This is a genomic window from Caproiciproducens sp. NJN-50 (genome assembly GCF_004103755.1).
In the GTDB taxonomy this organism is placed as follows: domain Bacteria; phylum Bacillota; class Clostridia; order Oscillospirales; family Acutalibacteraceae; genus Caproicibacter.
This window is the reverse complement of sequence record NZ_CP035283.1, coordinates 1,386,117-1,411,204: the sequence shown is the minus strand read 5'-3', so window position 1 is coordinate 1,411,204 and position 25,088 is coordinate 1,386,117. Positions and strand designations below refer to the sequence as shown.

Here is a 25,088-nt window from a genome sequence, read left to right as displayed (position 1 = left end):
ATACTTATCTCGGTATCAAAGTACCGAGATAAGTATAGATTACCACTGGTAAAGAAAGTTAAAGCCGTACTGCTGACGCTGCGCTTCCGACTGAAAAAGTATCACTTATCCCTACAAGATACAGGTTTGTCCAGCCAACAGTGACAATTCCAGATGAAGGAACAAAAAAGTCACTGGTCACATTAGTTGCGGTCCTTGTAGTACCATTTAAATGTGGGCAGTCAATATAATCATCGTAATAATATGTATCTGATAAAGCACTTGTAGATTTAACATATATTCTTCCTTTAACATTTGTCAGGTTACTCCAGCCTGAGGGCATATGAGCTGTCCAACGCAGTTCTCTAATGCCTGCAACATTACCTCGTAATTTTAGACTAAAGACTACCTGTTGACCAGTTATTGTATTCGCTTTTACTGTTACCCCGTCTTGCAAATCATTAACAGAAAGAGTCGCCTTGTTATTTGAGATAGCGATAGTTTCGCTAGGATTTGATGTCGCCGCGAACGCGGGCACGCAAACCATCATAGACAGGGCGAAAACCAGAACCAGGCTGATTGCTTTTTTCCAAGTCCTTAACATTTTTCTACCTCTGTGTTTTGTTTCGGTTGACAGGCGTACGAAAAGGTTTTTGTAAAGGGGAACGGCGTTCCCCCTCTAAACGGCCCATCGGCGTCATCCTCTTCCCTCGTTTTCTTATTTCATATGCGCGCGCTGCATTGAAATCGGACTATTATTGAACCTGTAATTTTTTCCTCTACTGATATACCGTGTGAGGCCCCCGATTTGTTACACTTTTTTTGAAAAAAATTTATAAAAACGCGCAAGTTTTATAGTGAAAGACAGATAGAGAAGGTACCCCACAATGATAAAATTTGCGATAACGGCGAGATAGGAGACCGGATGAATATAAGCCGTATCATTTGTATATCCGCTTCCCAGGCACTTGATCTCAAGGCATTGGGCGATTTTTGCCTCCTGAACAAGGAACGAACAATACAAAAAGTTCAGGAACAGCAGCACCAGGCCGATCAGTCTGCTGACGATCTTTAAAATCGGATTCATTCGTTTGTGACTCCTTTCATAAATGGAAAAATGCCCGGCGCAATTAAAACCGCACCGGGCAACTCTCATATTTCTATTACCTTTTCCTTTTGAAGCCGTCCTTGAGCGATACGGAGCGATTGAACACCGGGTGTCCTGGCTTGCTGTCGCGGCTGTCCACGCAGAAATACCCCTGACGCAGGAACTGGAACGACGCCGGCGCCTCCGCCTCCGCCAACAGCGGCTCCACTTTGCAGCCGGTCAGAACTTTCAGCGAATCGGGACTCAGTTCCTCGAGAAAATCGCCGGCCTCCGGGTCGGGGACGGTAAACAGGCTGTCGTACAAACGGACCTCGGCGTCCTTCGCGGTCTTTGCGTCCACCCAGTGAATGGTGCTTTTCACTTTCCGCCCGTCCGGCGTATTGCCTCCGCGCGTCGCCGGGTCGTACTCGGCGGTAACCGCGGTTACGTTTCCGTTTTCATCCTTCTCGCATCCGGTGCATTTGACGACATAGGCGGTCTTGAGCCGCACCTCATTCCCCGGGAAAAGGCGGAAATATTTCTTTTCCGGCACCTCCATGAAATCCTCGCGCTCGATCCACAGTTCCCGGGAGAAACTGACCGGCCGGGTGCCGCTTTCCGGGCGTTCCGGATTATTCTCCACGTCGAAGGTTTCCGTTTCGTCCTTCGGGTAATTGGTCAGAACCAGCTTGACCGGGTCCAGAACCGCCATCGCGCGGCCGGCATTTTCGTTCAGGTCTTCGCGCAGGCAGTGTTCCAGAAAGCCGTAGTCCACCGTGGAATTCACCTTCGCGACTCCGATACGCTCGCAGAAATTGCGGATGGAGGCCGGCGTGTAACCCCTGCGCCTTAAGCCGCAGAGGGTCGGCATGCGCGGATCGTCCCATCCGGACACAGAACCGTTTTCAACCAACAGCCGCAGCTTGCGCTTGCTCATGACCGTATTGTTGATGCCGAGGCGCGCGAACTCGATCTGCCGGGGTTTCGCGGGAAGGCCGATATGCTCGATCACCCAGTCGTACAGAGGGCGGTGGTCCTCAAACTCCAGTGAACACAGCGAGTGGGTAATCCCCTCGATCGCATCCTCGATCGGGTGCGCAAAATCGTACATCGGGTAGATGCACCACTCATTTTTCGTGCGGTGGTGCGCCATGTGGTTGATGCGGTAAAGTACCGGGTCGCGCAGATTGAAGTTGCCGGAGGCAAGGTCGATCTTCGCGCGGAGCGTCATTCTGCCGTCCTCGAATTCTCCGTCCCTCATGCGGCGGAACAAATCGAGACTCTCTTCCGCCGGGCGGTCCCGATAGGGGCTGCGGGCCGGGTGCGTCAGGTCCCCGCGGTATTCCCGGAACTGTTCCTGCGTCAGCTCGCAGACATAGGCGAACCCCTCCCGGATCAGTTTTTCCGCCAGCTCATACATTTTGGAAAAATAGTCGGAGGCGTAAAAAAAGCGGTCGTCCCAGGAGAAGCCGAGCCAGCGGATATCCTCACGGATCGCGTCGACATACTCCACGTCCTCTTTCGTAGGGTTCGTGTCATCCATGCGCAGATTGCACATGCCGCCGAATTTTTCCGCCGTTCCAAAGTCGATGCAGATGGCTTTCGCGTGCCCGATGTGAAGATAACCGTTCGGCTCGGGCGGGAACCTCGTGTGAACCGTCTTGCCCTCGAATCGCCCGCCCGGCGCAAGGTCCTCTTTGACGAAGGTGTGAATAAAATTGCCCGCGCTTTCGTTTTCCTCCGCGCTTTTAACTTCTTCGCTCATCATGCCGACTCCTTGTTCAGTTTTTCCAGACCCGCGTCCAGGCGGCGCAGCGACTCTTCCCTGCCGAGGAAGCACAGGATCTCGATCGCTCCGCCCGGGGTCACCAGGGCTCCGGCCGCCGCGATGCGCACGGGCCAAAGCAGCGTGCCGTTTTTCACTCCAAGCTGCTGCGCAAGCCCGATCAGCGCGTCGTGAATCGCCTCGGCCGACCATCCGTCCAGCGACTCCAGCGTCCGGACGGCGGCTGTCAGCATCTCCGCCGAGTTTTCCAGGTTGGTTTTGCTTTTCTTATTGATAAAATAATCTGCCGGATAATCCGGCTGTTCCTTTAAAAAACCGATCATTCCGGGAATCTCGCTGAACTTTGTCACGCGGGGCTGCAGCACGCCCGCCAAAACGTCCCAACGGTAATCTCCCTGCGGGAACAGACTGCGGAAATACGGCATCGCGTTTTCGAGGAATTCCTCCTGCGGCATGGCGCGGATGATTTCCCCGTTAAACCACAACAGCTTATCGTAATCGAACACGGCCGGCGATTTGCTGATCCCGTCGATCGAGAAATTTTCTGCCAGTTCCTCCAGCGTGAACAGTTCCCGGTTATCTTTCGGGCACCAGCCGAGCAGGGCTATGTAGTTGACAATCGCCCTGGGAAGATAGCCTTCCTCAACCAGATCCTGAAAGCCCGTGGAACCGTGCCGCTTCGAGAGCTTGGACACGCTTCCGTCCGCGTTTTTGCCCATAATCAGCGGCAGATGCACATAAGTCGGCACCTCCCAGCCAAACGCCTCGTAAAGGAGATTATATTTCGGCGTGGATGAGAGATATTCGCTTCCGCGCACGACGTGGGTGATTTCCATGAGGTGATCGTCGACGACGTTCGCAAAATTATAGGTCGGGTAACCGTCGGATTTTAAGAGGATCTGATCCTCCAGCTCCTCGTTTTCGATCGTGATCGGACCGTAAACCACATCATGGAAGGTGGTGGAGCCTTCGAACGGCATTTTCTGCCGGATGACATAGGGCGTGCCGGCGGCAAGAAGCCGCTGTACCTCCTCCTCCGGAAGATTTCTGCAGTGCCGGTCATAGCCGCCGCCGTTTTCCTCCTTGGATTCGTGCAGGGACTCCAGGCGTTCCTTGGAACAGAAGCAACGGTAAGCCTTTCCCTCGGACACAAGCCGCTCCGCATACTTCCGGTACAGTTCCTTCCGCTCGCTCTGCACATAGGGGCCGTAGCCGCCGCCGACATCCGGACCCTCGTCGTGCTTCAGGCCGACCTGGTCGAGCGTATGGTAAATTACGTCCAGCGCGCCTTCCACATAGCGTTCGCGGTCCGTGTCCTCAATGCGGAGGATAAAATCCCCGCCGCCGGATTTTGCAATTAAATATTCAAACAGCGCCGTCCTCAGATTGCCGACATGCATGATGCCGGTCGGGCTGGGGGCAAACCTCGTCCTGACTTTTTGCCGCATCAAATACCCTCCTGCCGTATTTCCGCTTTTTTAAGTTCTGATTGTAGATTATACCAAATTCCGGAGGGATAATCAATCAACGCTCCCCTATTTTTGCAGGAAATCGAGGTATTCCTCCAGACAGAGGTTCTTTTTCTTCATCACCTGCGCGTTTTCGACCCCCACATAGCGGTAATGCCACGGCTCGTATTTTATTTTTGTGATCTCCTGTTTATCCTTTGGATAACGCAGGACAAAGCCGTAATCCTGCGCATGCTCCGAAAGCCACTGAAAAGCCGGCGTGGTGTCGAAATCATCCCTTACGCCGTTCAAATCCATCGCCAGGCCCGTGGCGTGCTCGCTGTACCCTGGCCGGGCGACCGACTTTTCCGCATAAGCCTCCGCTTCCCCAACCGAAGAATAGGATTTTGAGTAGCCATCGATTTCCTCCTGAAACAATTCTTCCTGCTTTTCGCTGCTGCGGTATGCGGAGGAAATCCAAAGGGATACCCCGGCCGAGGCCGCGGCGGCATTCATTTTCTCATACGCCGCGGCAGCCCGGCGGTTGATCTGCACTCCGTAGACCGAGATCAGGTCCGGCTGGTAGCCGTCCGGAAGCTTATGGTCGTAATTGACCAGAAGCAGATTTTCATCCGTCACCGCAGTTCCCGCCGCAGCGGAGGAAACCTTTCCGGAAGGCGGCGAGGATGACGGTGAAGCAGCAGCAGAGGAAACCGCGCTGACATTCGCCGTCTCCTCCCTGCTGTCACGGTAAGAATAAACCTCCAAAAACGTAATAACACAAGACGCAAAAAAAACGAAAATCGAAACCACAGCCGCAAAAACAAAAAGGAAATTCTTCAGTCTTTTCCTTCGATTTCCCATTCCGCATTCCCCCCTGAAGACTAAAACTAGTATGGGAAAAATGCAGAAAAAAATTCGTGTTTTCCGGCCTTATTCCAGCCTCACGGCTGTGCCGGAAGCCGTTACCATCAGCATGCCGTTGTTGGCGCCGAGCACTTCATAATCCAGCTTGACGCCGACCACGGCATTCGCTCCGAGATTTTCGGCTCTCCGCTCCATTTCGGAAATCGCGTTTTCCCTCGCCCGGATCAGCTCCTCTTCATAGGTGCCTGAACGTCCGCCGAAAAAATTCGACAGTCCCGCGGCGAAATCCTTGATAAAATCAACACCGGAGATCACTTCTCCGAATACAATCCCTTTATATTCCAGTATTCTTCTGCCGTCAATCGCGGGGGTCGTCGTACAGATCATGAGCAGTTCCTCCTTTTAGGATTGTGATAAAAGCCGATTTCTTTATTGTATTTTTTTAAAGGCCGCAATATAATGCTTCTAACAAAAAATTTGCAGCCATATGCTGTTATGATCCGGTTTTCTGGGGATGATGATATTGAGTCGGAACGACTACGGAACAAAACTGATTCTCGCGGCAACGGCATTTGCTCTTGATATTTCCCAGGGGCTGAGTGCCAATGAAATGAACGTGCTCGGCGCCTTTTTCAACGTTGTCGGCGACCAGCTCTCCCTGATGGCGGCAGCGGAAGTGTCCGGGTCGTCCTCCGGCAACGGAAATCAGAAAGCGGACTCCTAAAGATCAGCCCAAGAGGTTATTTGCCCGTATTGATTTATCCGCCGGACATGGTATGATAAGAGGCGGGACTCAGAGGAATCGTTTTCAGGCAAATCGAAACAGTCCGCTGCATCCTGGAAAGGCAGGAAGCCGAATGAACCTTTTTGACATCATGGGCCCGATCATGGTCGGGCCGTCCAGCTCGCACACTGCGGGCGCAGTCCGCATCGGACTGGTAACCAGGAAGCTGCTGGGGGAACCTGTCGCGGAAGCAGAAATGCTGCTGCACGGATCTTTTGCCGCAACCGGAGAGGGACACGGCACGGACCGCGCATTGGTCGCCGGACTCCTTGGAATGAAGCCTGATGACGAAAGGATTCCTTCCAGTTTCGCGATTGCAGAAGAAGAAGGGATGAAATTTCATTCGGGAACAGTGACGCTGCGGAATGTTCACCCAAACACCGCAATGCTGCGCGTGAAGGGAAAAAGCGGAAAAGATCTGGAGGTTGTCGCCTCCTCGCTCGGCGGAGGCAGAATCCGCATCTGCCGCATTGACGGAATCGAGACGAATTTTTCCGGCGACTGCCCAACGCTGGTCGTCCACAACCTGGACCGGCCGGGGCATGTGGCGCAGGTAACGACGCTTTTATATCAATACTCGGTGAACATCGCCGCCATGCAGCTTTACCGGAACGTGAGGGGAGGGTACGCGGTCATGGTGCTGGAATGCGACCAGCCGATTCCCGCCGAGCCGCTCGCGTCGCTTGAGAAGGAAGACGGCATTATCAAGGTGACCTATTTAAATCTGGACGAATAGCGGAGGCAATGATGGCATTTGTATCGGTAAAACAGCTTTTGGCAGCAGTGGAAGAGCAGGGCCTTCCGCTCTGGGAAGTGATCTTAAACGAGGACGTCAAGGACCGCGGTGTTGTCCGGGAAGATTCTTTCAGACAGATGAACGCGCTTTGGGCCGCGATGAAATCCGCCAGCGAAGGATACAGCGCCGCGGCGCGCTCCAAAAGCGGGCTGGTCGGCGGGGACGGAGAAAAAATGCGCCGCTATGCCCTTACAGGAAACGGCATTGCGGGCGCTTATCTGTCCGGAGTGATTGCGGAAGCGCTGCGCATGGGGGAAAGCAATGCGTGCATGAAACGGATCGTCGCCGCACCAACCGCGGGTTCCTGCGGCGTTCTGCCCGCCGTCCTGATCCCATTCGCGAGGGCAAATAAAACCGGCGACCGGGAAATCACCTCGGCGCTGTTCGTCGCGGCGGGATTCGGGCAGATCATCGCATCGCGCGCGTCGATTTCAGGCGCGGAAGGAGGCTGTCAGGCAGAAATCGGATCCGCTTCCGCCATGGCCGCGGCGGCGCTTGTCTGCCTGAAAAACGGGACTCCGGAGATGAGCGCCTGCGCCTGTTCCATGGCTCTGATGAACCTGCTCGGCCTGGTGTGCGACCCGGTTGCCGGGCTGGTGGAAATTCCGTGCGTAAAAAGGAATGTGATCGGTGCGGTCAATGCGATCAGCTGCGCGGATATGGCCTTGGCGGGAATAGGCAGCGCCATTCCGCCTGACGAAGTGATCGACTCAATGCGGTCGGTCGGAGACATGATGCCGGCTTGCTTAAGAGAAACGGGAACAGGCGGCCTGGCCGCAACGCCGACCGGAGCCGCCGCGGCAAAAAAAATCCACGGCATCCTTTAAACGGGACGGTGCCGCGGATTCTCTTTCACTTTTTCGGCTGCTTCAAACAAGGCGGTCAGCAGGTCGATTTCAAACTGAGTCGATGTGGCATCCAGCTTCATATACGCCCTGCCGAGGTCCGAATTCGCATACTTGGGAGACAGCCTGTTCAGCGCATAGGAAATCATGTCCGCCCTACACTGATCGCATTTACAGCAATCAAGCGTGTCAATTATTTCATCCAGTTTCTGCTCCACCAGATTTTCCGTAACATTGACAATTTTCATGAAGCACCTCTCAACGTCATATCCCTTATAAGACGATCTTGTACGAATTTACTATACCATTTTCTTTATGTAAATGTAAATGCCCAATTGTATTTTTATTTATTTGATGCAGATTTATTGCATTGCCGTACCGGCTATGATATAATAATCTAGTTTCTGATGCGCATAGGAAATTCTGTCGCTCGTCAGATGAATTGGACGGGCCATTAGCTCAGTTGGTTAGAGCAACCGGCTCATAACCGGTCGGTCCAAGGTTCGAGTCCTTGATGGCCCACCAAATAAAAATCCGCATCAGACAGCCGTTTTCTGGCTGTCTGATGCGGATTTTATTTCCTAACATCAGCATTAAAAATAAGCCCTCCCATTGCCGCCGAAGCAACAGAGAGGGCTATATAAAAAGAGCCCTTATTCCCCTATTAAAGCCGTGCACAGCCCTAATTTTGTACTATAAAAGCTCTAATATGATTATTATAACCGAGAATTTAGTGAATTTCAAGAAAAAATAAAAGTCCATCGGAAATAAATCCCGATGGACCCAGCAGAAGACAGGAGAAGTGCAAGAACCCCTGCCCCTGCATCCGGAGAATAGAGCCTCCATACACAACATCTATACTGTAATCCGAATGTGGAAAATTGTCAAGAGAAAATATAAAAAAGCCTCACAAACAGGAAACTAATTCGCTCGGTATACCTTTTATTCTTTCTATCCGTTTGTCAATACCGTGATGTAAATCATTCAGCATTTCCCCGAGGGCATCCGCCGCCTGCGACAGTCCCTTCTACCATACCTGGCAGCAATCTTAACTATTTGTGCTATCTGTGTGAATCACTCAAATTTGACAGCTTGGAGCTAAGTCCAATAAGGCCCCAAATCTTTGGCAAGCCGTTACAAAGCAAATAAGTGCCAGAAGTTCCGAAATCTCGCTGTCGGTAAACGTTTTTTTCAGTATGCCAAATTCGTCGTCGCTGATGTGTATTGTTTTGCTGGATCGATCCGCTATATGGACAGCCAATTGCGTCCGTGCATCCAGTCCGGTTTTTGATGGAACCCCCTTAGCCTTACAGTATTCGCAGCCGTTATTAAATGCCAGAGTGCGCCGGACCTCCTCCTTTAATTCCGCGGGAAATGTATCGCTCGAAAAAATAGATTCTTCCAGCGAAGCCCATTTCTCCAATATATTTTTATTATGTCCTAATAGTTGTTGAAATGGTGTAAGCCCGTTCTGTGAAAAAGAAATGATCGCCATAGATTTTTCCTCCTTAAATGATACGTTCCGTTGACAAAGCAATTATAGCAGGGATATAATAAAAATTGTATTCCATATGATATGATATTATTTGTATCAGTATGGCTATCGATATTTTTATCAGGAAAAGGTGTTTCAAATGAAAATAGACGAAATAGATGTGCGGATTTTGCATGAGTTGCAGACAGACAGCCGTATCTCCATAAGGGAATTATCTAAGCGAGTAAATCTTTCGCCGCCTTCTGTGACCGAGAGAGTAAGAAGGCTTGAGGACAATAACATTATTGAAGAATATACGATCCGTTTAAACAAAAAGAAGCTTGGTTTCGCAATCGATTGTATTGTTGAAGTTACCATGAAGGATGGGCAATACGAGAAATTTAAAAATTTCATTAAGGATTATAAGCACAGTGAATGGTGCTACAGAATTGCGGGCGCTGCGTGTTTTATTGTTAAACTGTCGGTCCCCTCTTTAGAGGATATTGAACAGTTCATAAATGCCATATCCTCATATGCATTAACAGAGACATCCATCGTTTTCTCAAAAGTGGAAGTCAATAATAGTATAAACAAGTTCTTATAAAATCGGCCATATTTTCAGGATTGCGTCTGGTGGCTCTCTATCCAGCTGTATTTGCTTTCTTTGCTTGCTTCTTGATGCGCTCTGTTAGTTATCCGGATAAACAGAAAAAATAAGGCTCCCGGATTTCTCCGAGAGCCTTCGTCATATCTGAATTGGCTTTACAACTGTCCCTAAAATCCGGGAGAGCTTTCCACAGCGCCCTTACTTCAGGACGCGACTGCCCCGCTTTCGGACGCTGCACCGTCGGGAATATCGCCGTCCTATCATTGGCCGACGCCGTTGTATGGAGGGTGCCGCGCTTGATGGAGCCGGCGGAAAGAAAACAAGGAAAAAGAATGTTTTTGTTGTAAAAATTTATATAAATAATTAAAATTGGAAAATTGAAATAAATTGGACGTATTGATTGATTTGTAGTCGAAGCAACGGATTTAATTAAGTTATCTTCATCGTTTTAAAAAGAAATGGTCTGAATGCGCTATAAAATCCTATCAATTTAAAAATTTTTAGTCTATAATTCTAAATATATTACTAAATATTTATAAAAAGATTTACTATGATATCATCAGCTGAAGTTGCAGCAGAGAACCTGACCCGCGAAGCGGGACCGGCCGCGCAGCGACGGACTGACTGATAATTTTCCAGAGGCTGTGGAGGAACAGATTATGAATTCAGTAAAGCTGGGTTATGCGCCCACACGACGCAGCATTTTCAGCGCTCCGGATGCACGCAGGTACCGGGACCTCACTGCGGATCGTCTTCGGGAGCTCGGAGTGAATTTCGTTGATATCAAAGACTGTAATGAGGAAGGGCTTCTGTACGATGACGCCGGCCTTGCCAGAATAGAAGAGAAATTCAAGAGGGAAAAGGTTGACGGCATTCTGTTGGCTCACTGCAATTTTGGGACCGAATATGAATGCGCGCGTCTTGCCAAAGCGCTGAATGTTCCGGTGCTGCTGTGGGGTCCGCTTGACGAGCGGCCGGATTCGAACGGCGTACGGCTGCGCGACACGCAGTGCGGCCTGTTCGCGACCGGCAAGGTCCTTCGCAGATTTCACGTTCCGTTTACATATCTGACCAACTGCCGTTTGAGCGACCCTGTATTTGAACGCGGAGTGCGGGACTTTCTCGCTGTGTGCAACGTCGTCCGCACGTTCCGCAATATCCGAATCCTCCAGATAGGCCCCCGCCCGTTCGATTTCTGGAGCACCATGTGCAACGAGGGCGAGCTTCTTGAAAAATTCAATATCCAGCTCGCGCCCATTTCTCTGCCGGAGCTGACCGCCGAAGTGAAAAAGGCCAAACAGGAGGGTGAGGAAGCCGTTGAGGTAGAGGACTACATACGCAAAAACATGGATGTCCGCATCAAGGACGGCGAGCTGGAAACCGTCGCCGCGCTGAAAGTGGCTATGAGCCGCCTGATTGAAAAATACGGGTGCAACGCGGCGGCCATCCAGTGCTGGAACGCCCTTCAGGGCGAGCTTGGCATCATGCCCTGCGCGGCGAACGCCCTTCTGAACGAGGAGGGCATCCCGGTCGTCTGCGAAACGGATATCCACGGCGCGGTCACCGCGCTGATGGCGGAAGCCGCCGGGATGGGCGAAGTGCGCACATTCTTTGCCGACTGGACCATCCGCCACCCGGACATCCCCAACGGCGAGCTTCTGCAGCACTGCGGCCCGTGGCCGATTTCCGTGGCGAGGGAAAAGCCGAAGGTCGGCTATCCTCTGGCGTTCGACTGTCCGGGCAGCCTGACGGCGGAAGCCAAACACGGCGATATCACCCTGTGCCGTTTCGACGGGGACGAAGGGGAGTATTCCCTTTTGATGGGAAACGCGAAAGGCGTGGACGGCCCGGTCTGCATGGGAACTTACCTGTGGATTGAGGTTGAGAACATCAAGCGCCTGGAAGAAAAAATCGTGTGCGGGCCGTACATCCATCACTGCGTCGGCATTCACAAAAACATCGTGCCGGTCTTGTACGAGGCCTGCAAATATATCGGGGTCAAACCGGATTTCTACGACCCGATTGAAGAAAAGGTAAAAGCTTACCTCAGGGGGGAATGATCGGCATGGTGAATCTGAAAGAAAAAGCCTGGCAAATCCGAGAGGACGTCGTCACCCTGATCCGCAAGGCCGGCGGCGGGCACATCGGCGGGGATCTGAGCGAAACGGATATCCTGGTGGCGCTCTATTACCGGGAGATGAACTGTACGCCGGAAAACGTAAACGACCCGCTCCGCGACCGCTTCATTCTCAGCAAGGGACACTCCGTGGAGGCTCTGTACTGCATTCTGGCAGACAAGGGATATTTCCCGAAGCAGGAGCTGTTTGATACATATTCCAGGTATCTGTCGAAATTTATCGGACACCCGAACAACAAGGTCCCGGGTGTGGAAATGAATTCCGGTTCGCTGGGCCACGGCCTTTCCCTGGCGGTGGGCATGGCGCTGGCCGCCCGCATGGACGGTGCGCCGTACCGCGTTTACACCGTGCTGGGCGACGGCGAGCTTGCCGAAGGCTCCGTCTGGGAGGGCGTCATGGCCGGCGCAAATTATGGGCTCGACAATCTCACCGCGCTCGTGGACCGCAACCGCCTCCAGATTTCCGGCGGTACGGAAGAGGTCATGAAGCAGGACAGCCAGGAGGAACGCTGGGCGGCGTTCGGCTGGAACACGCTCTCCATTCCCGGAAACGACGTGACGGCGGTCTGCAACGCCGTGGAGCTTGCGAAAGCCGCGAAAGGGAAGCCAACGGTCATCATCGCGAACACGACCAAGGGCTGCGGCGTGTCGTTCATGGAAAACAAGGCCGGATGGCACCACCGCCTGCCCACACAGGAGGAATACGCCCAGGCCATGAGGGAACTGGAAGAAAAGAGGAAATCCGCGCTATGAATAAGGTTGCAAACAAGCAGGTCATCTGCAGCGTCCTGATGGACGAGGCGGGCAGGGACAGAAATATCGTCGTGCTGTGCAGCGACTCGCGCGGCTCCGGCTCCATGACCGGCTTCGCGGAGGCGTTCCCGGAACAGTTCGTGGAAGTCGGCATCGCCGAGCAGAGCCTGGTTTCCGTCAGCGCCGGTCTTGCCCGCTGCGGTAAAAAATGCTTTGCCGTCTCCCCGGCGAGTTTCCTTTCCACGCGCAGCATGGAACAGGTGAAGGTGGACGTCGCCTACTCCCACACCAATGTCACGCTCGTCGGCATCAGCGGAGGCATCAGCTACGGCGCGCTCGGCATGACGCACCATTCGACCAACGATATCGCAACCATGGCTTCCATCCCGGGACTCCGCGTCTACCTGCCGAGCGACCGCTTCCAGACGGAGTGCCTGATTCGGGCGCTGCTGAGGGGCGGGGAACCGGCCTATGTGCGTGTGGGACGCAATGCCGTGGAGGATGTTTATGAAGAGGGCAATGTCCCGTTTGAAATGGATCGTGCCACGCTGGTGCGCGGCGGCGACGACGTGACGCTCATCGCCTACGGCGAAATGGTCAGGCCCGCGAAAGACGCGGCGGCGCTTCTGGCGGAAAAGGGCGTTTCCGCACGCGTGCTGGACATGTACTGCGTGAAACCCATCGACCGGGAAGCCGTGCTGAAGGCCGCTTCCGAAACACGCGGCATCGTCACGGTCGAAGAGCATACTGCCTTCGGGGGCATGGGCTCCATGGTCAGCCAGATCGTCGCGGCCGAACATCCCGCCCGCGTCAGGAGCCTGACCCTGCCGGATTCCCCGGTGGTCACGGGCACGTCGAAAGAGGTTTTCGACTATTACGGCCTGAACGCCGCGGGAATTGCGGAAGCGGCCGAAGGGGTCATGCCTCATGGATAAGTACATTCTGGCGGTGGACCAAAGCACACAGGGGACGAAAGGGCTGCTGTTTGACGGGGACGGACATCTGATTGCCCGCTGCGACCGCGCGCACGCGCAGATTGTTAACGACCGCGGCTGGGTAGAGCATGACCCGGAAGAGATTTACGTCAATACCCTGGCGGCCGTGCGTGATGTTGCGGAAAAGGCCGGCATCGCGAAAGAGCAGATTCTGGCGGTCGGCATCAGCAACCAGCGGGAAACGGCTCTCGCGTGGGACCGCGCGTCCGGAAAACCGGTTTATAACGCCATTGTCTGGCAGTGTGCGCGCGGCGCCGGGATCTGCCGCCGGCTGGACACGGGGGATTTCGCGCAGCGGGTGAAACAGGCAACCGGCCTTCCTCTTTCACCGTATTTTTCGGCGGCAAAGCTGGCCTGGATTCTGGAAAATGTGCAGGACGCCAAGCGAAAGGCCGCAGAGGGATCCCTCTGCATGGGAACGGTTGACAGTTGGCTTGTCTACCGCCTGACCGGAGGCCGCGCTTTTAAAACCGATTATTCAAACGCATCGCGGACGCAGCTTTTCAATATTTCTTCTCTTCGATGGGATGAGGAACTATGCAGGGCGTTTGGAATTCCGAAACATTGTCTCGCACAGGTCTGCGGCTCCGACAGCGTCTTCGGCGAAACGGATTTTGAAGGCTTTCTGCCAAGGCCCGTTCCGATCTGCGGCGTACTCGGCGACAGTCACGGCGCCCTGTTCGGCCAGGGCTGTCTGCGTCCCGGCATGGTGAAGGCTACCTATGGCACGGGTTCTTCCGTGATGATGAATATCGGCAGCCGGCCGGTTTTCGGCAAAGATGTCGTCACCTCGCTGGCCTGGGGAATGGATGGCAAAGTCGATTATGTTCTTGAAGGAAACATCAACTACACCGGCGCCGTGATTTCCTGGCTGAAGAACGACCTTCACCTGATTCAGTCGGCCGCGGAAGCGCAGTCCCTGGCGGAAAAAGCGAACCCGGATGACCGCACCTATCTGGTGCCGGCTTTCACGGGGCTGGGAGCGCCCTACTGGGACAGCGCGGCGACTGCCGTGATGACGGGCATGACCCGTACGACAGGAAAAGCGGAAGTCGTGCGGGCCGCAGAGAATTGCATTGCGTACCAGATCACGGACATCGTGGAAAGCATGCGCGGGCAGTCCGGTCTTCCCATTACGGAGCTGCGCGCCGACGGAGGCCCGACCGGAGACGGATACCTGATGCAGTTTCAGAGCGACCTGATCGGGCTGCCGGTCCGCATTCCCGGTCTGCAGGAGCTTTCGGGCATGGGCGCGGCGTTTACAGCGGGCATTTCGGCCGGGCTGTATGACGGCGAGAAGATTTTCGATCGGGCCTATCTTACGGAATACAGAAGCAAGATGCCTGCGGCGGAGCGGGAGAGACTTCTCTCCGGATGGAAGCAGGCGGTGGCGCTGGCGCTGCATCATGAAGTAAAACACAGGGCAATACCCTGTTAAGTTTTAAAAATTTTTTAGGGGGAATTTGTATGAAACTCAGAAGAACCACAGCGATCTTTATGTCGGCTATTATGACCGGCGCAATTTTCACAGGCTGCAGTTCCAACGGGTCGTCCGCAGCGTCTTCCGCGGCGGCACAGCCGGAGGAAACTTCCTCACAGGCATCGTCGTCCGCCGCCACACAAAAACGTCTGACAGGCGGCAGTTCCAAAATCATCTATATCATCACTCCGTCGATCTCAAACCCCGCGTTTAAGGCCGAGGCCGACAACGCATCCACAAAGGCAAAGGCCCTGGGTTACGAGGTCAAAGCCGTTTCGCATGACGATGACGCCAACAAACAAAGCGAGTTGTTCGACAATGCCATTGCAGATAAAGCGGCCGCCATTATCTGTGACAACGCGGGCGCCGACGCCACTGTGGCCGCCGTCAAGAAAGCGGCCGACGCCAATATTCCGACTTTCCTGATCGACCGTGAAATCAACCAGTCCGGCGTCGCCATCGCCCAGATCGTCGCGAACAACTATCAGGGCGCGAAAGGCATCGCCGAAAAATTTGTCGAAGCCATGGGCGAAAAAGGCGAATACGCCGAGTTGAAAGGCAAGGACTCCGACACGAACGCAGGCGTACGCTCCAGCGCGTTCCATGAGGTCATCGACCAGTACACCGACATGAAATGCGTTGAGACTCAGACGGCCAACTGGGAGCAGACTCAGGCTTACGACAAGACCGAAACCATTCTGCAGTCCCACCCGAACATAAAGGGAATCGTCTGCGGCAATGACACCATGGCGGTCGGCGCCGCCGCTGCCGTCAAGGAATCCGGCAAGAAAGACATCAAGATTGTCGGCGTCGACGGTTCCGACGAGGCCGCGGCCCAGATCAAGTCGGGAAACATGGTCGGTACGGCCCTGCAGCAGTTCGCCGTTATCGCCACAACCGCAGTGGAGCAGGCCGACCAGTACCTGAAAACGGGCTCTACCGGCAAGGATGAGAAACAGCTCATTGACTGTGTAATCATCACAAAAGACAATGTTGACAAGCTGCATACCTTCGTATACTCCGACTGACCCTGACAGCAAGATGTTCTTTTCTTCCTGATTCTTTATTGGGGCGGGAGAGGTCCCGACCGGGAACCTCCCCCGCCCCCTATATTCCTAATCACTGCCATTGGCTCGTTCATGAAGACGGGCATCAGAGAGTTTGAGTTTTCCAGAAACGGGGAATTAAGACATGAAAATGAAAATAGCGGCTTCACTGCTTGCGTTTGCGCTTGTTGTTTCTTCTTTCGCAGGATGCGCCAAGGTCGTTAAAATTGGTGAAGAAGGCAAACTGACAGGCGAAACCACGTTCAACGCAGGAGACAGCGTCGATCAGATATGGGCGTCCAAAGCGGTTCCGGAACTGACTAAAGAGGCGGTCGACCTGAATACTCTGCTGACCGAAGCAAACGGCAGCCTTCAGTCGGTCGCGAAAAAATACGGCAAATTTTCTTCCGGCACCAGCGGAGAAGTGAATTTTATTGTCAAGGGAACCGGAAAAGTGACTTCGGTGGATCAGCAGAAAAAGGCCGGCACCATGCAGCTGTCTCTCGACGGCTACAGCGGGAAACAGGCCATCAAGATCCAGATCGGTCCGGTTTATATGGGGACTTCCGTGCGCGACAGCCTGAGTTTTATCAAATATGAAGACTACAAGAACCAGGTGCAGTGGGCGCAGATCTCGCAGAGCATCAATAAGACCGTGCAGAAAGAAGCGGTCGACCCCGCAAACGTCGCTTCACTGACGGGCAAAACGATTGAATTCACCGGATGCTTTACAGCCGGCGACGATACGGAGATTCGGATTACGCCGGTTCAGATTAAGGCGAAATAGGGGGCGCGCAGATGGAGACGATCGAGAAGGGCAGCGGGAATGTGTGCCTGTTTGCCGACCATATCGATAAAATTTACCCCGGCACCAAGGCGCTCGATCAGGTTTCGTTCCATGTCAGAACAGGAAAAGTGAACGTGCTGGTCGGGGAAAACGGAGCGGGCAAATCGACGCTGATGAAAATTATCGCGGGCATTGAGCAGCCCAGCGCGGGACAGATTTTCATGGACGGCGGGGAAGTCAGCTTCCGGAATACGGACGACGCGCGCAAATGCGGCATCGGCATTATTCATCAGGAACTGAGCCTCTTCCCTAACCTTTCGGTTTACCAGAACATATTCATGGCCCGCGAGAAAACGAAAAACGGTTTTGAACTGGACAATAAAAAGCACATTGAAGAGACGAAAAAAGTCCTGGCGCGGCTGGAACACCCGCTGAACCCGTATACGCTGGTCGGAGACCTGCGCGTGGGGCAGCAGCAGATGATCGAAATCGCCCGCAACCTGGTCCAGGAAAATCTGAAAATCCTCATCATGGACGAACCGACTTCCTCCCTGAGCGAACAGGAGGTGGAAGTCCTGTTCAAGGTCATCCGCGAGCTGACGGCCGCGGGGATCTCCATTGTCTATATTTCCCACCGGCTGGAAGAGATCATGGAAATCGGCGACCATGTCACTATCCTGCGCGACGGGAAGTATGTTGCCGACGCCGAGGTCGGGGATATCAATATCGGCTGGATTGTCAAGCAGATGGTGGGCAGCGACAAATCCTACCCAAAGCTGGACCGCGATATCGACTGGAGCAAGCGCGAGACCGTCCTGCAGGTCAAGGATCTCTGCCTGCCGAAAAACGGCGGCGGGTACACGGTCAACCACGTCAGCTTCGATCTGAAAAAGGGCGAGGTCCTCGGCATTTACGGCCTGCTGGGCGCCGGCCGCACGGAGCTTTTCGAATGCCTCATGGGGCTGCACCCCGAAAGCACGGGCGAAGTGTCCCTGGAAGGAAAGCCGATCAAGATCCACGGCGTCGCGGAGCAGATCGAACGCGGCTTTGCCATGGTGCCAGAGGACAGGCAGAGGGAAGGCCTGGTGCAGACGCTGGACATCGAAAAGAATATCTCGCTTTCCAGCTTAAAGCGATATGTAAAAGGCATTTTTCTGGACCCGAAAGAGGAAGATAAAAATGTCGACGAACAGATTAAGGACATCCATATCAAGGTGGCCGACAAAAACCTGCCTATCCTTTCGCTCTCCGGCGGCAACCAGCAGAAGGTGGTTATCGGCAAGGGCATTCTGACCGAACCGAGGATCCTGCTGCTTGACGAACCGAGCCGCGGAATCGACATCGGCGCAAAGACGGAGGTCTTCGATATCATCCGCCAGTATGCGGAACGCGGCCTTTCCATCATCGTCATTTCCTCCGAGCTCAAAGAGATTATCGCAATTGCAAACCGCATTCTCGTTCTTTCCAACGGCATTTTGACAGGTGAATTGAGCGGCGACTCAATCAATGAAAACGATTTGGTCCTCGCCTCTTACAAGGGCCACCACACCAAATCGTCTGAAGAGTAAAGGAGAAACTGGTTATATGAAAAAGAAGCAGTCGAATTCATCTCTCGTCATGCTGTTGCTGAAAGGACGTACACTGATCGTTTTGATTTTGCTGGTTGCCTTTTTCAGCATCGCGGCCCCGAATTTTCTCGCTGGAGAGACGCTTCTCCTGATCGCGAAACACGTTGCGCTCTATGGCATTCTTGCGGTGGGCATGACCTACGTCATCATTACCGGAGGCATCGACCTCTCGGTCGGGTCCATCGTCGGACTGGGCGGCATGATCGCGGGCGGGCTGATCCAGGAAGGGCTTACGCTCAACCTGTTCGGCGTGACCCTGTATTTTAACGTCCCGTCCATATTTTTGATTACCGTACTGGTCGGCGCGCTGATCGGATGGGTCAACGGGATTGTAATCACGAAATTCAACGTGGCGCCTTTTATCGCCACGCTCGGCATGATGTATATTGCGCGCGGCTTTGCCAACCTGCGCAGCAACGGCGCGACCTTCTCCGACATCACCGGCAAGGCGGGTCTCGGCAACACCGGGTTTATCCTGTTTGGCAGCAATACGCTCGGCATCCCCAATGGGGCGATCATCTTTGTTGTCATTGCCGCGATCGCGGCGGTAATCCTGAAGAAAACATCCTTCGGCTGGCACATCCTTGCGGTCGGCGGCAACCAGAGGGCCGCAAGGCTCTCCGGCGTAAAGGTCAACAAAGTCACAATCATTGTTTATGTCGTTTCCGGCATCTGCGCGGCTATCGTCGGCATTATCACGTCCGCTCAACTGGTTGCGGCGCATCCTGACACCGGTGATTCGTGGGAAATGAACGCAATCGCAGCGGCTGTTCTGGGCGGCACCTCCATGGCGGGCGGTGTCGGGACCATCGGCGGCACCATCCTCGGTGCGTTCGTCATCGGCGTAATCAACGACGGCATGGTGATGTGCGGCGTTTCTGAATTCTGGCAGAAGGTCATTAAAGGTTTGGTCATTGTCCTCGCCGTTATCATCGATCAGTTCCAGCGTAAAATGGAGGCAAAGATCGCCTTGCAGGCGCGCAATACATAAAAGGAGTCATCTTGTAATGAAGAAAAGCGGAGTGCTGAACGCCCAGCTTGCCGGATACATCGCGGCGCTGGGTCACAAGGATCTGTTTATGGTAGGGGATGCCGGCATGCCCATCCCGAAAGGGGTGCCGGTTGTGGATCTGGCAGTGTGCGGGGGTGTGCCGACGTTCCGTCAGGTGCTGGACGCGATCCTGTCGGAAACAGTGGTGGAGCATTATACCCTTGCGGAAGAGATCACCGAGAAAAACCCGGAGCTTCTTGCCTATATACAGGGAAAGCTGCCGGAAGCCACCTGTGATAAAATTCCGCACATCAGGCTCAAGGAAATGTCGGCAAACGTGAAGTTCGCCGTGCGCACGGGGGAATTCACCCCCTTCCCCAATATCATCTGCAGGGCAGGGGTTGCCTTCCCCGCATGAAGGGATCTGCAGAAATGAAGATTTTGAATTTCGGCTCGCTGAACTATGACTATGTCTATACGGTCGACCATATTGTCAGGGAGGGGGAAACAACGGCCTCGCTGAGCATGGAAGTCTTCTGCGGCGGAAAAGGGCTCAACCAGTCTCTGGCGCTGGCACGCGCAGGAGCGCCGGTCTGCCACGCGGGGATGGTCGGCGAGGACGGCGGACGCCTGCTGGAGATCTGCCGCAGCAGCGGGGTGGATGTTTCTTTGGTGCGTACAGTGCCCGGAAAAAGCGGCCACACCATCATCCAAGTAGACCGCTCCGGGCAAAACTGCATTCTGCTTTACGGCGGAAGCAACCGCCGCATTTCATTGGATTATGCAGAGAGTGCTCTGTCCGGGTTCTCTGAAGGCGACGTCCTTCTGCTCCAAAACGAGATCAACGACATTCCTATCATCCTTGACCTTGCCTATCGTAAAAAAATGCGTATCGTTCTGAATCCGTCGCCGTTTGACAAGAATATCCTTGCCTGCGATCTTTCCAGAGTGTCGATGTTTTTCCTGAACGAAGTGGAAGGGTCTGAACTGACGGGCGAACGGGAGCCCGACCGGATTCTGGATCGGATGCAGGCCAGGTTTCCCGGGGCGGTGTGTGTGCTTACGCTGGGCCGTGACGGCGCAGTCTGCCTGGACCGCGGCGACCGGTTCCACCAGCCGATTTTCCCTTCGCCGAGGGTGGATACGACCGGAGCCGGCGACACGTTCACCGGTTTTTTCCTTTCAGAAATTCTTCGCCAGGGCGGCTTAAGAGACGCTATGAAGCTTGCTTCACAGGCATCGGCGATCGCAGTTTCCCACAAGGGTGCCGCCGCCAGCATACCGACACTGGCAGAAGTTCAGTCCCGGTTCCCCTGATTTTTCCATTGCCGGATCGATATGCCGCATGGACCTTGACGCTTTCCGGATGATCAGTTGCAGGAATGCCTTGTGCAAGTAAACAAACAAGAATATAATAATAAATTACGGAGAGGTGTTTTCAGAAGAGGTGCGGACACATATGAAGGTAAGCATTCGACAAATCAGTGAAATGACGGGATTTTCTCAGGCGACGGTTTCCAATGCCTTGAATAATAAAAAAGGCGTCAGTCCCGAAACGGCCCGTCAGATTCTGGAGGCGGCGCGTGCCTGCGGATATCAGGGTTCACGCAAGATCGACGGGATCCGATTTGTGATCATAAAAAATGGCGGCCAGGTTGTTGCCGACACACCCTTTTTTTCGGCATTGATCGAAGGAGTGGAAAATGAAAGCCGGGAAGCCGGTTATGAAATCACCCTGCTCAATCTTGACACCGGGCAGCCGGACTATCAGCAGCAGCTTCAGGTACTGCTGTCCGACCCTTCCTATGCCATTTTGCTGTTGGCAACGGAATTGACGGAGGAAGACATCGTGCCTTTTGCAAGAGCGGCGGCACCATTGGTCCTTCTGGACGCGTGGTTTGAAAAGACCGTTTTCGACAGCGTCTTCATCAATAATCTGGATTCTGTAAAAGAAGCCACCCAGTATCTGATCGCATGCGGGCACAAGAAGATCGGCTACCTGAAAAGCAGAATACGGATCCGAAATTTCAGCTATCGCGAATTGGGATGGATGCTGGCGCTGCAGGATGCCGGGATCGCACCCGACCCGAACTATACCTTTCCCCTGACACCGACGGTGGAGGGGGCCCACCAGGATATGAGCAAGCTGCTGGAAAGTGATCCGCCCCTGCCTACGGCCTTTTTCGCAGACAACGATATTATTGCATTCGGGGCCATCAAGGCCCTGAATGAGCACGGCGTGACCATACCGCAAGACATCTCGGTCATCGGCTTCGACGACCTGCCCTTCTGCAGGATCTCTACCCCGATGCTCACCTCGATCCGCGTTGACAAGGAAGAAATGGGCCGGGTTGCCGTGCGGCGTCTTGTGGAACGGATCAACAGCGGGAATCCGGATATCCATCTGAAGATCGAAATCTGCAATATGCTGATAAAACGCGACAGCGTCGCGGTCCTATAGCCAGGAAACGGCCGGAACGATTTCTGTGCCTCACCCCAATCCTCTGGTCCTCTTTTCCAACGGCACTGAAAGGTGCTAAAAAAGTAACGCCGACCGCACATTGGCGTTACTTTTTTGTGCAGTAAAACAGGCCGCCGATCGGCGGCCTGTTTTACTGCATCAGCACGGACGTCTGTTTTTGATGGAACAGCAGAGCGAGATATATGCCCCGCCCTTTCCGGATTCCGTGATATAATAAAAAGACAAAAAAGAAATACCGCCACACAGAAGCGATAAAAGCTCTCATTTTTGAAAAACAGGCGAACCGGAGAGGGGAAACCGTTATGTTCCTTTCTGTTCAAAGTGCACGGCAGATTGCCCTTGAAATCAGTTCCATCGTGAAGCAGCACGTCAATCTGATGGACGAAAACGGCTATATCATCGCAAGCACGGATCCCAAGCGGATCGGCAATTTCCACGCCGGGGCAAAAAAAATTATCGACGAACAGCTTCCCGAATTTTATGTGAAAAAGGAAGACGAAACACAGACTACCCGCGCCGGGCTGAACCTTCCCATCACCATTGAAGGAAAAATCATCGGCGTTGTCGGCATCACCGGTCCTTACGAACAGGTTTTCAATTATGGTCAGATCGTTAAGAAAATGACCGAAATCCTGGTCCGTGAAAGCTATGCGCAGGAACAGGAGCGGCTGGATAAAAAAATCGAAAGCCGCTTTCTGGAAAATTGGATTTTGGGAGACGGTCTGGAAAAAGGGCATTCCTTTGCCGAAAGAGGGATTGCTCTGCACATTGACATTCTGCGTCCGCGGCGCGCGATGGTTCTGCGTCTGGAAAATTTTCAAAGCCTTTCAGGAACAAACGAAGGCCAGAAACAGATCGAGGAAGTGGAAAAATCTATCCGGCAATTGATCTGCAAGGATCCAAACAATGTGTTCCTTCGCATGACCACCAAGCAAATCTGTCTTGTGACCCCACGGGACGACCAGCAGATGGAGCAGCTGGCCCAGTCGCTGATCCATCGGATCCGCACGGCCCACAATATTGAACTTTTGGCCGGCATCGACGACAATCCCAACGGAACTCTGGATGTAAAAAGCGCTTATACCAGAGCCAACAAGGCTTCTCACGCCTGCAGGGCTCCGTTTCAGGTTACTCTGTACAGCCAGATGACGACGGAAATCTTTCTGGAGGATATTCCTCCCGCCGTCAAAAGGGAATACCTGCAAAGAATTTTTCAAGGCTGCAGCTTCGAGGAAATCCGGCACTGGATTCGTCTTCTGGAGGTATATTTTGAGGCGGACGGCTCCATCGAACGCGCTTCCGAAAAACTGTTCATGCACAAAAACACATTGCAGTACAAGCTGAAAAAGCTGGCCGCCGTGACAGGGCACGATGTCCGCCTCCCAAGAGGCTGCGCGATTTACTATATTGCCATCCAAATTTTCCGCGATCTTCAAAAGAGTCTCGGAGGATTTGGCAATTAAAACAAATACTCTTTGTATTCCTTGATAATATTGTCTCATGTAACATAATCTAATACAAAAATATGTTTTTCATACCATAGACGTGGCCTTTCGGGAAGGATATCATAAATAAAGTGGAATGGCAGGGATATAATATTTTGTGCATCCTGCCAACTGCGGAAATTTTTTGAGGAGGTAGTCAAAATGTCCGGATTTGGATTAATCATCGCATTCGTCATAGCGGTCATTGTAATGATCCTCGCAATTTCCAAACTTAAAATTCATCCTTTTTTGGCCATCATGGCCATATCTCTTTTACTCGGCCTGGTGGCGGGCATTCCGCTGGTGGACCAGAAAAACGCGGATGGAACCGTTGCAGTGCAGGGGCTTGCCAATGTGATCGGGGCGGGTTTCAGCGGCACGTTCACCAGCATCGGCATCGTCATCATTCTGGGCGCGCTGGTCGGCACGATTCTGGAGGCGACGGGAGCCGCTTTTAAGCTGGCGGATATGGTCATTCACGTGGTTGGGCCGGACCACCCGGATTTAGCCATGCTGATTATGGGATGGGTTGTATCCATTCCCGTATTCTGCGACAGCGGATTCGTCATCCTGAACCCGATCCGCAAGGCGCTGGTGCAGCGCACCCGCAAAAGCAGCGTCTCGCTGACGGTTTGCCTCGCCGCCGGCCTGTATGCCTCTCACGTGTTCATTCCGCCTACGCCGGGCCCGATCGCCGCGGCGAATACGTTGGGAATCGGAGAAAACCTGCTGTTGGTCATGGGATTGGGCGCACTGGTTTCGATCCCGGCACTGATCGCCGCTTACTTCTATTCGAAATATATCTGCAAAAGGGTAAAATCCGCCGATGAGGCCGACGCAAAGCCGGCGGACGGCGAAATCGTGAAAACATACGAAGAAATTTTAGCCGAATACGGCCGTCTGCCGAACGGGGCGCTGGCGCTCAGCCCGATTATCGTTCCGATCCTTCTCATGGCGCTGGGCTCCATTTCATCCATGGCTCACTGGTCCGGGTTCGGCGCACAGCTCTGCTCTTTCCTCGGCACGCCGATCATTGCGCTGGCCGTAGGCACGCTGTTCGGAGTATGGCTGCTGGCGGATATGAAAAAGATGGGCCGTTTCTACGACGTGACGAATGAAACGCTGAAAACGGTCGGACCCATCCTGTTCATCACCGCGGCCGGCGGCGTTCTGGGCAAAGTGATCGCCGTTTCCGGAATGGTGGAATACATTACGTCCAATGCCGCGCTGCTGCAGAGCGTGGGAATTTTCTTCCCCTTCCTGCTGGCGGCGATTCTGAAGACCGCTCAGGGCTCTTCGACGGTGGCCATAACGACAACAGCCGGCATTATGGCCCCGCTGATGGGGGTCCTCGGCCTTCAGGCCCCCGTGATGAGCGCCTTGACCGTGATGGCGATCGGCGCGGGAGCGATGACGGTATCTCACGCGAACGATTCTTATTTCTGGGTCGTAACAAATTTCGGCGCGATGACACCGGAGCAGGGCTATAAAACACAAACGGTGGTCACTCTGGTGGAAGGTCTCGCCTCCATGGCCGGGGTATTTATCCTGTCCCTGATCCTGCGCTGATTCTTTTATCTGTCAATATTTTTGGTCCGTGCTTGCAGCCCAGTTGGATTTTGCGGATTATTT

25 protein-coding genes and 1 tRNA gene are annotated in these 25,088 nt (G+C 53.6%); 18 read left to right on the top strand and 8 right to left on the bottom strand.

Going from position 1 to position 25,088, the window contains the following annotated elements:
• Window positions 1–58 precede the first annotated feature (58 nt).
• The 6 genes from EQM14_RS06775 to EQM14_RS06750 all read right to left on the bottom strand — a co-directional run bounded on the left by EQM14_RS06775 (window position 59) and on the right by EQM14_RS06750 (window position 5,554).
• Window positions 59–583: a hypothetical protein gene (locus EQM14_RS06775; RefSeq protein ID WP_128742237.1), complete on the bottom strand. Its 525-nt coding sequence runs from the start codon at window positions 581–583 to the stop codon at window positions 59–61.
• A gap of 207 nt (window positions 584–790) precedes the next feature.
• Window positions 791–1,066 carry a hypothetical protein gene (locus tag EQM14_RS06770; RefSeq protein ID WP_128742236.1) on the bottom strand — a complete coding sequence of 92 codons (276 nt, stop codon included), beginning with the start codon at window positions 1,064–1,066 and terminating at the stop codon, window positions 791–793.
• 76 nt (window positions 1,067–1,142) lie between these two features.
• Window positions 1,143–2,831 carry a glutamine--tRNA ligase/YqeY domain fusion protein gene (locus EQM14_RS06765; RefSeq protein WP_128744261.1) on the bottom strand — a complete coding sequence of 563 codons (1,689 nt, stop codon included), beginning with the start codon at window positions 2,829–2,831 and terminating at the stop codon, window positions 1,143–1,145.
• Entirely contained in the window at window positions 2,831–4,300 is a 1,470-nt protein-coding gene (gltX, locus tag EQM14_RS06760) for a glutamate--tRNA ligase (RefSeq protein WP_128742235.1), read from the bottom strand. Before gltX ends, EQM14_RS06765 begins: the two co-directional genes overlap by 1 nt.
• 87 nt (window positions 4,301–4,387) lie before the next feature.
• Window positions 4,388–5,164 (bottom strand): M15 family metallopeptidase, encoded by a 777-nt coding sequence (locus EQM14_RS06755; RefSeq protein ID WP_128742234.1) that lies wholly within the window; start codon window positions 5,162–5,164, stop codon window positions 4,388–4,390.
• Between the two features lie 69 nt (window positions 5,165–5,233).
• Window positions 5,234–5,554 (bottom strand): putative heavy metal-binding protein, encoded by a 321-nt coding sequence (locus EQM14_RS06750; protein WP_128742233.1) that lies wholly within the window; start codon window positions 5,552–5,554, stop codon window positions 5,234–5,236.
• Between the two features lie 136 nt (window positions 5,555–5,690).
• On the opposite strand from EQM14_RS06750, the gene EQM14_RS06745 reads away from it, so the two are divergent.
• From EQM14_RS06745 to sdaAA, 3 genes are all read left to right on the top strand, one after another.
• Window positions 5,691–5,891 (top strand): hypothetical protein, encoded by a 201-nt coding sequence (locus EQM14_RS06745; RefSeq protein ID WP_128742232.1) that lies wholly within the window; start codon window positions 5,691–5,693, stop codon window positions 5,889–5,891.
• A 133-nt stretch (window positions 5,892–6,024) separates the two neighbouring features.
• On the top strand, window positions 6,025–6,687 hold the full coding sequence (gene sdaAB / locus EQM14_RS06740; protein ID WP_128742231.1) for an L-serine ammonia-lyase, iron-sulfur-dependent subunit beta: 663 nt from the start codon (window positions 6,025–6,027) through the stop codon (window positions 6,685–6,687).
• Between the two features lie 11 nt (window positions 6,688–6,698).
• Entirely contained in the window at window positions 6,699–7,574 is an 876-nt protein-coding gene (sdaAA, locus tag EQM14_RS06735; protein ID WP_128744260.1) for an L-serine ammonia-lyase, iron-sulfur-dependent, subunit alpha, read from the top strand.
• Here the strand turns inward: sdaAA and EQM14_RS06730 are convergent.
• A complete protein-coding gene (locus EQM14_RS06730; RefSeq protein ID WP_128742230.1) occupies window positions 7,571–7,840 on the bottom strand; it encodes a late competence development ComFB family protein in 270 nt (89 codons plus the stop codon). The genes sdaAA and EQM14_RS06730 overlap by 4 nt on opposite strands.
• A gap of 200 nt (window positions 7,841–8,040) precedes the next feature.
• Between EQM14_RS06730 and EQM14_RS06725 the strand changes: the two genes are divergently transcribed.
• A tRNA-Ile gene (locus EQM14_RS06725) sits at window positions 8,041–8,117 on the top strand.
• A gap of 553 nt (window positions 8,118–8,670) precedes the next feature.
• Here the strand turns inward: EQM14_RS06725 and EQM14_RS06720 are convergent.
• Complete coding sequence (locus tag EQM14_RS06720) at window positions 8,671–9,087, bottom strand: carboxymuconolactone decarboxylase family protein (protein WP_128742229.1); 417 nt, start codon at window positions 9,085–9,087, stop codon at window positions 8,671–8,673.
• Between the two features lie 139 nt (window positions 9,088–9,226).
• Between EQM14_RS06720 and EQM14_RS06715 the strand changes: the two genes are divergently transcribed.
• The 14 genes from EQM14_RS06715 to EQM14_RS06650 all read left to right on the top strand — a co-directional run bounded on the left by EQM14_RS06715 (window position 9,227) and on the right by EQM14_RS06650 (window position 25,025).
• Window positions 9,227–9,670 carry an Lrp/AsnC family transcriptional regulator gene (locus EQM14_RS06715; protein ID WP_128742228.1) on the top strand — a complete coding sequence of 148 codons (444 nt, stop codon included), beginning with the start codon at window positions 9,227–9,229 and terminating at the stop codon, window positions 9,668–9,670.
• 662 nt (window positions 9,671–10,332) lie between these two features.
• Window positions 10,333–11,733, top strand: coding sequence for an L-fucose/L-arabinose isomerase family protein (locus tag EQM14_RS06710; RefSeq protein ID WP_128742227.1), 1,401 nt, complete (start codon window positions 10,333–10,335; stop codon window positions 11,731–11,733).
• 5 nt (window positions 11,734–11,738) lie between these two features.
• Complete coding sequence (locus EQM14_RS06705; protein ID WP_128742226.1) at window positions 11,739–12,563, top strand: transketolase; 825 nt, start codon at window positions 11,739–11,741, stop codon at window positions 12,561–12,563.
• Complete coding sequence (locus EQM14_RS06700) at window positions 12,560–13,498, top strand: transketolase family protein (RefSeq protein ID WP_128742225.1); 939 nt, start codon at window positions 12,560–12,562, stop codon at window positions 13,496–13,498. The genes EQM14_RS06705 and EQM14_RS06700 overlap by 4 nt, the downstream gene beginning before the upstream one ends.
• Window positions 13,491–14,996 carry an FGGY-family carbohydrate kinase gene (locus EQM14_RS06695; RefSeq protein WP_128742224.1) on the top strand — a complete coding sequence of 502 codons (1,506 nt, stop codon included), beginning with the start codon at window positions 13,491–13,493 and terminating at the stop codon, window positions 14,994–14,996. The genes EQM14_RS06700 and EQM14_RS06695 overlap by 8 nt, the downstream gene beginning before the upstream one ends.
• A 29-nt stretch (window positions 14,997–15,025) precedes the next feature.
• On the top strand, window positions 15,026–16,066 hold the full coding sequence (locus EQM14_RS06690) for a D-ribose ABC transporter substrate-binding protein (RefSeq protein WP_128742223.1): 1,041 nt from the start codon (window positions 15,026–15,028) through the stop codon (window positions 16,064–16,066).
• A 163-nt stretch (window positions 16,067–16,229) separates the two neighbouring features.
• On the top strand, window positions 16,230–16,871 hold the full coding sequence (locus tag EQM14_RS06685; protein WP_128742222.1) for a DUF2291 family protein: 642 nt from the start codon (window positions 16,230–16,232) through the stop codon (window positions 16,869–16,871).
• Between the two features lie 11 nt (window positions 16,872–16,882).
• On the top strand, window positions 16,883–18,439 hold the full coding sequence (locus EQM14_RS06680; protein ID WP_128742221.1) for a sugar ABC transporter ATP-binding protein: 1,557 nt from the start codon (window positions 16,883–16,885) through the stop codon (window positions 18,437–18,439).
• Window positions 18,440–18,455: 16 nt separating this feature from the next.
• A complete protein-coding gene (locus EQM14_RS06675; RefSeq protein WP_128742220.1) occupies window positions 18,456–19,490 on the top strand; it encodes an ABC transporter permease in 1,035 nt (344 codons plus the stop codon).
• Between the two features lie 16 nt (window positions 19,491–19,506).
• Window positions 19,507–19,908 (top strand): D-ribose pyranase, encoded by a 402-nt coding sequence (gene rbsD, locus EQM14_RS06670; RefSeq protein ID WP_128742219.1) that lies wholly within the window; start codon window positions 19,507–19,509, stop codon window positions 19,906–19,908.
• A 14-nt stretch (window positions 19,909–19,922) separates the two neighbouring features.
• Window positions 19,923–20,807, top strand: a complete 885-nt coding sequence (locus EQM14_RS06665) for a ribokinase (RefSeq protein ID WP_128742218.1) — start codon at window positions 19,923–19,925, stop codon at window positions 20,805–20,807.
• A gap of 115 nt (window positions 20,808–20,922) precedes the next feature.
• On the top strand, window positions 20,923–21,951 hold the full coding sequence (locus EQM14_RS06660; RefSeq protein ID WP_326975627.1) for a LacI family DNA-binding transcriptional regulator: 1,029 nt from the start codon (window positions 20,923–20,925) through the stop codon (window positions 21,949–21,951).
• A gap of 323 nt (window positions 21,952–22,274) precedes the next feature.
• The gene (locus EQM14_RS06655; protein WP_128742216.1) at window positions 22,275–23,435 is read left to right on the top strand and encodes a CdaR family transcriptional regulator; all 1,161 of its coding nucleotides are present in this window, start codon (window positions 22,275–22,277) and stop codon (window positions 23,433–23,435) included.
• 183 nt (window positions 23,436–23,618) lie between these two features.
• A complete protein-coding gene (locus EQM14_RS06650) occupies window positions 23,619–25,025 on the top strand; it encodes a GntP family permease (RefSeq protein WP_128742215.1) in 1,407 nt (468 codons plus the stop codon).
• Window positions 25,026–25,088 lie beyond the last annotated feature (63 nt).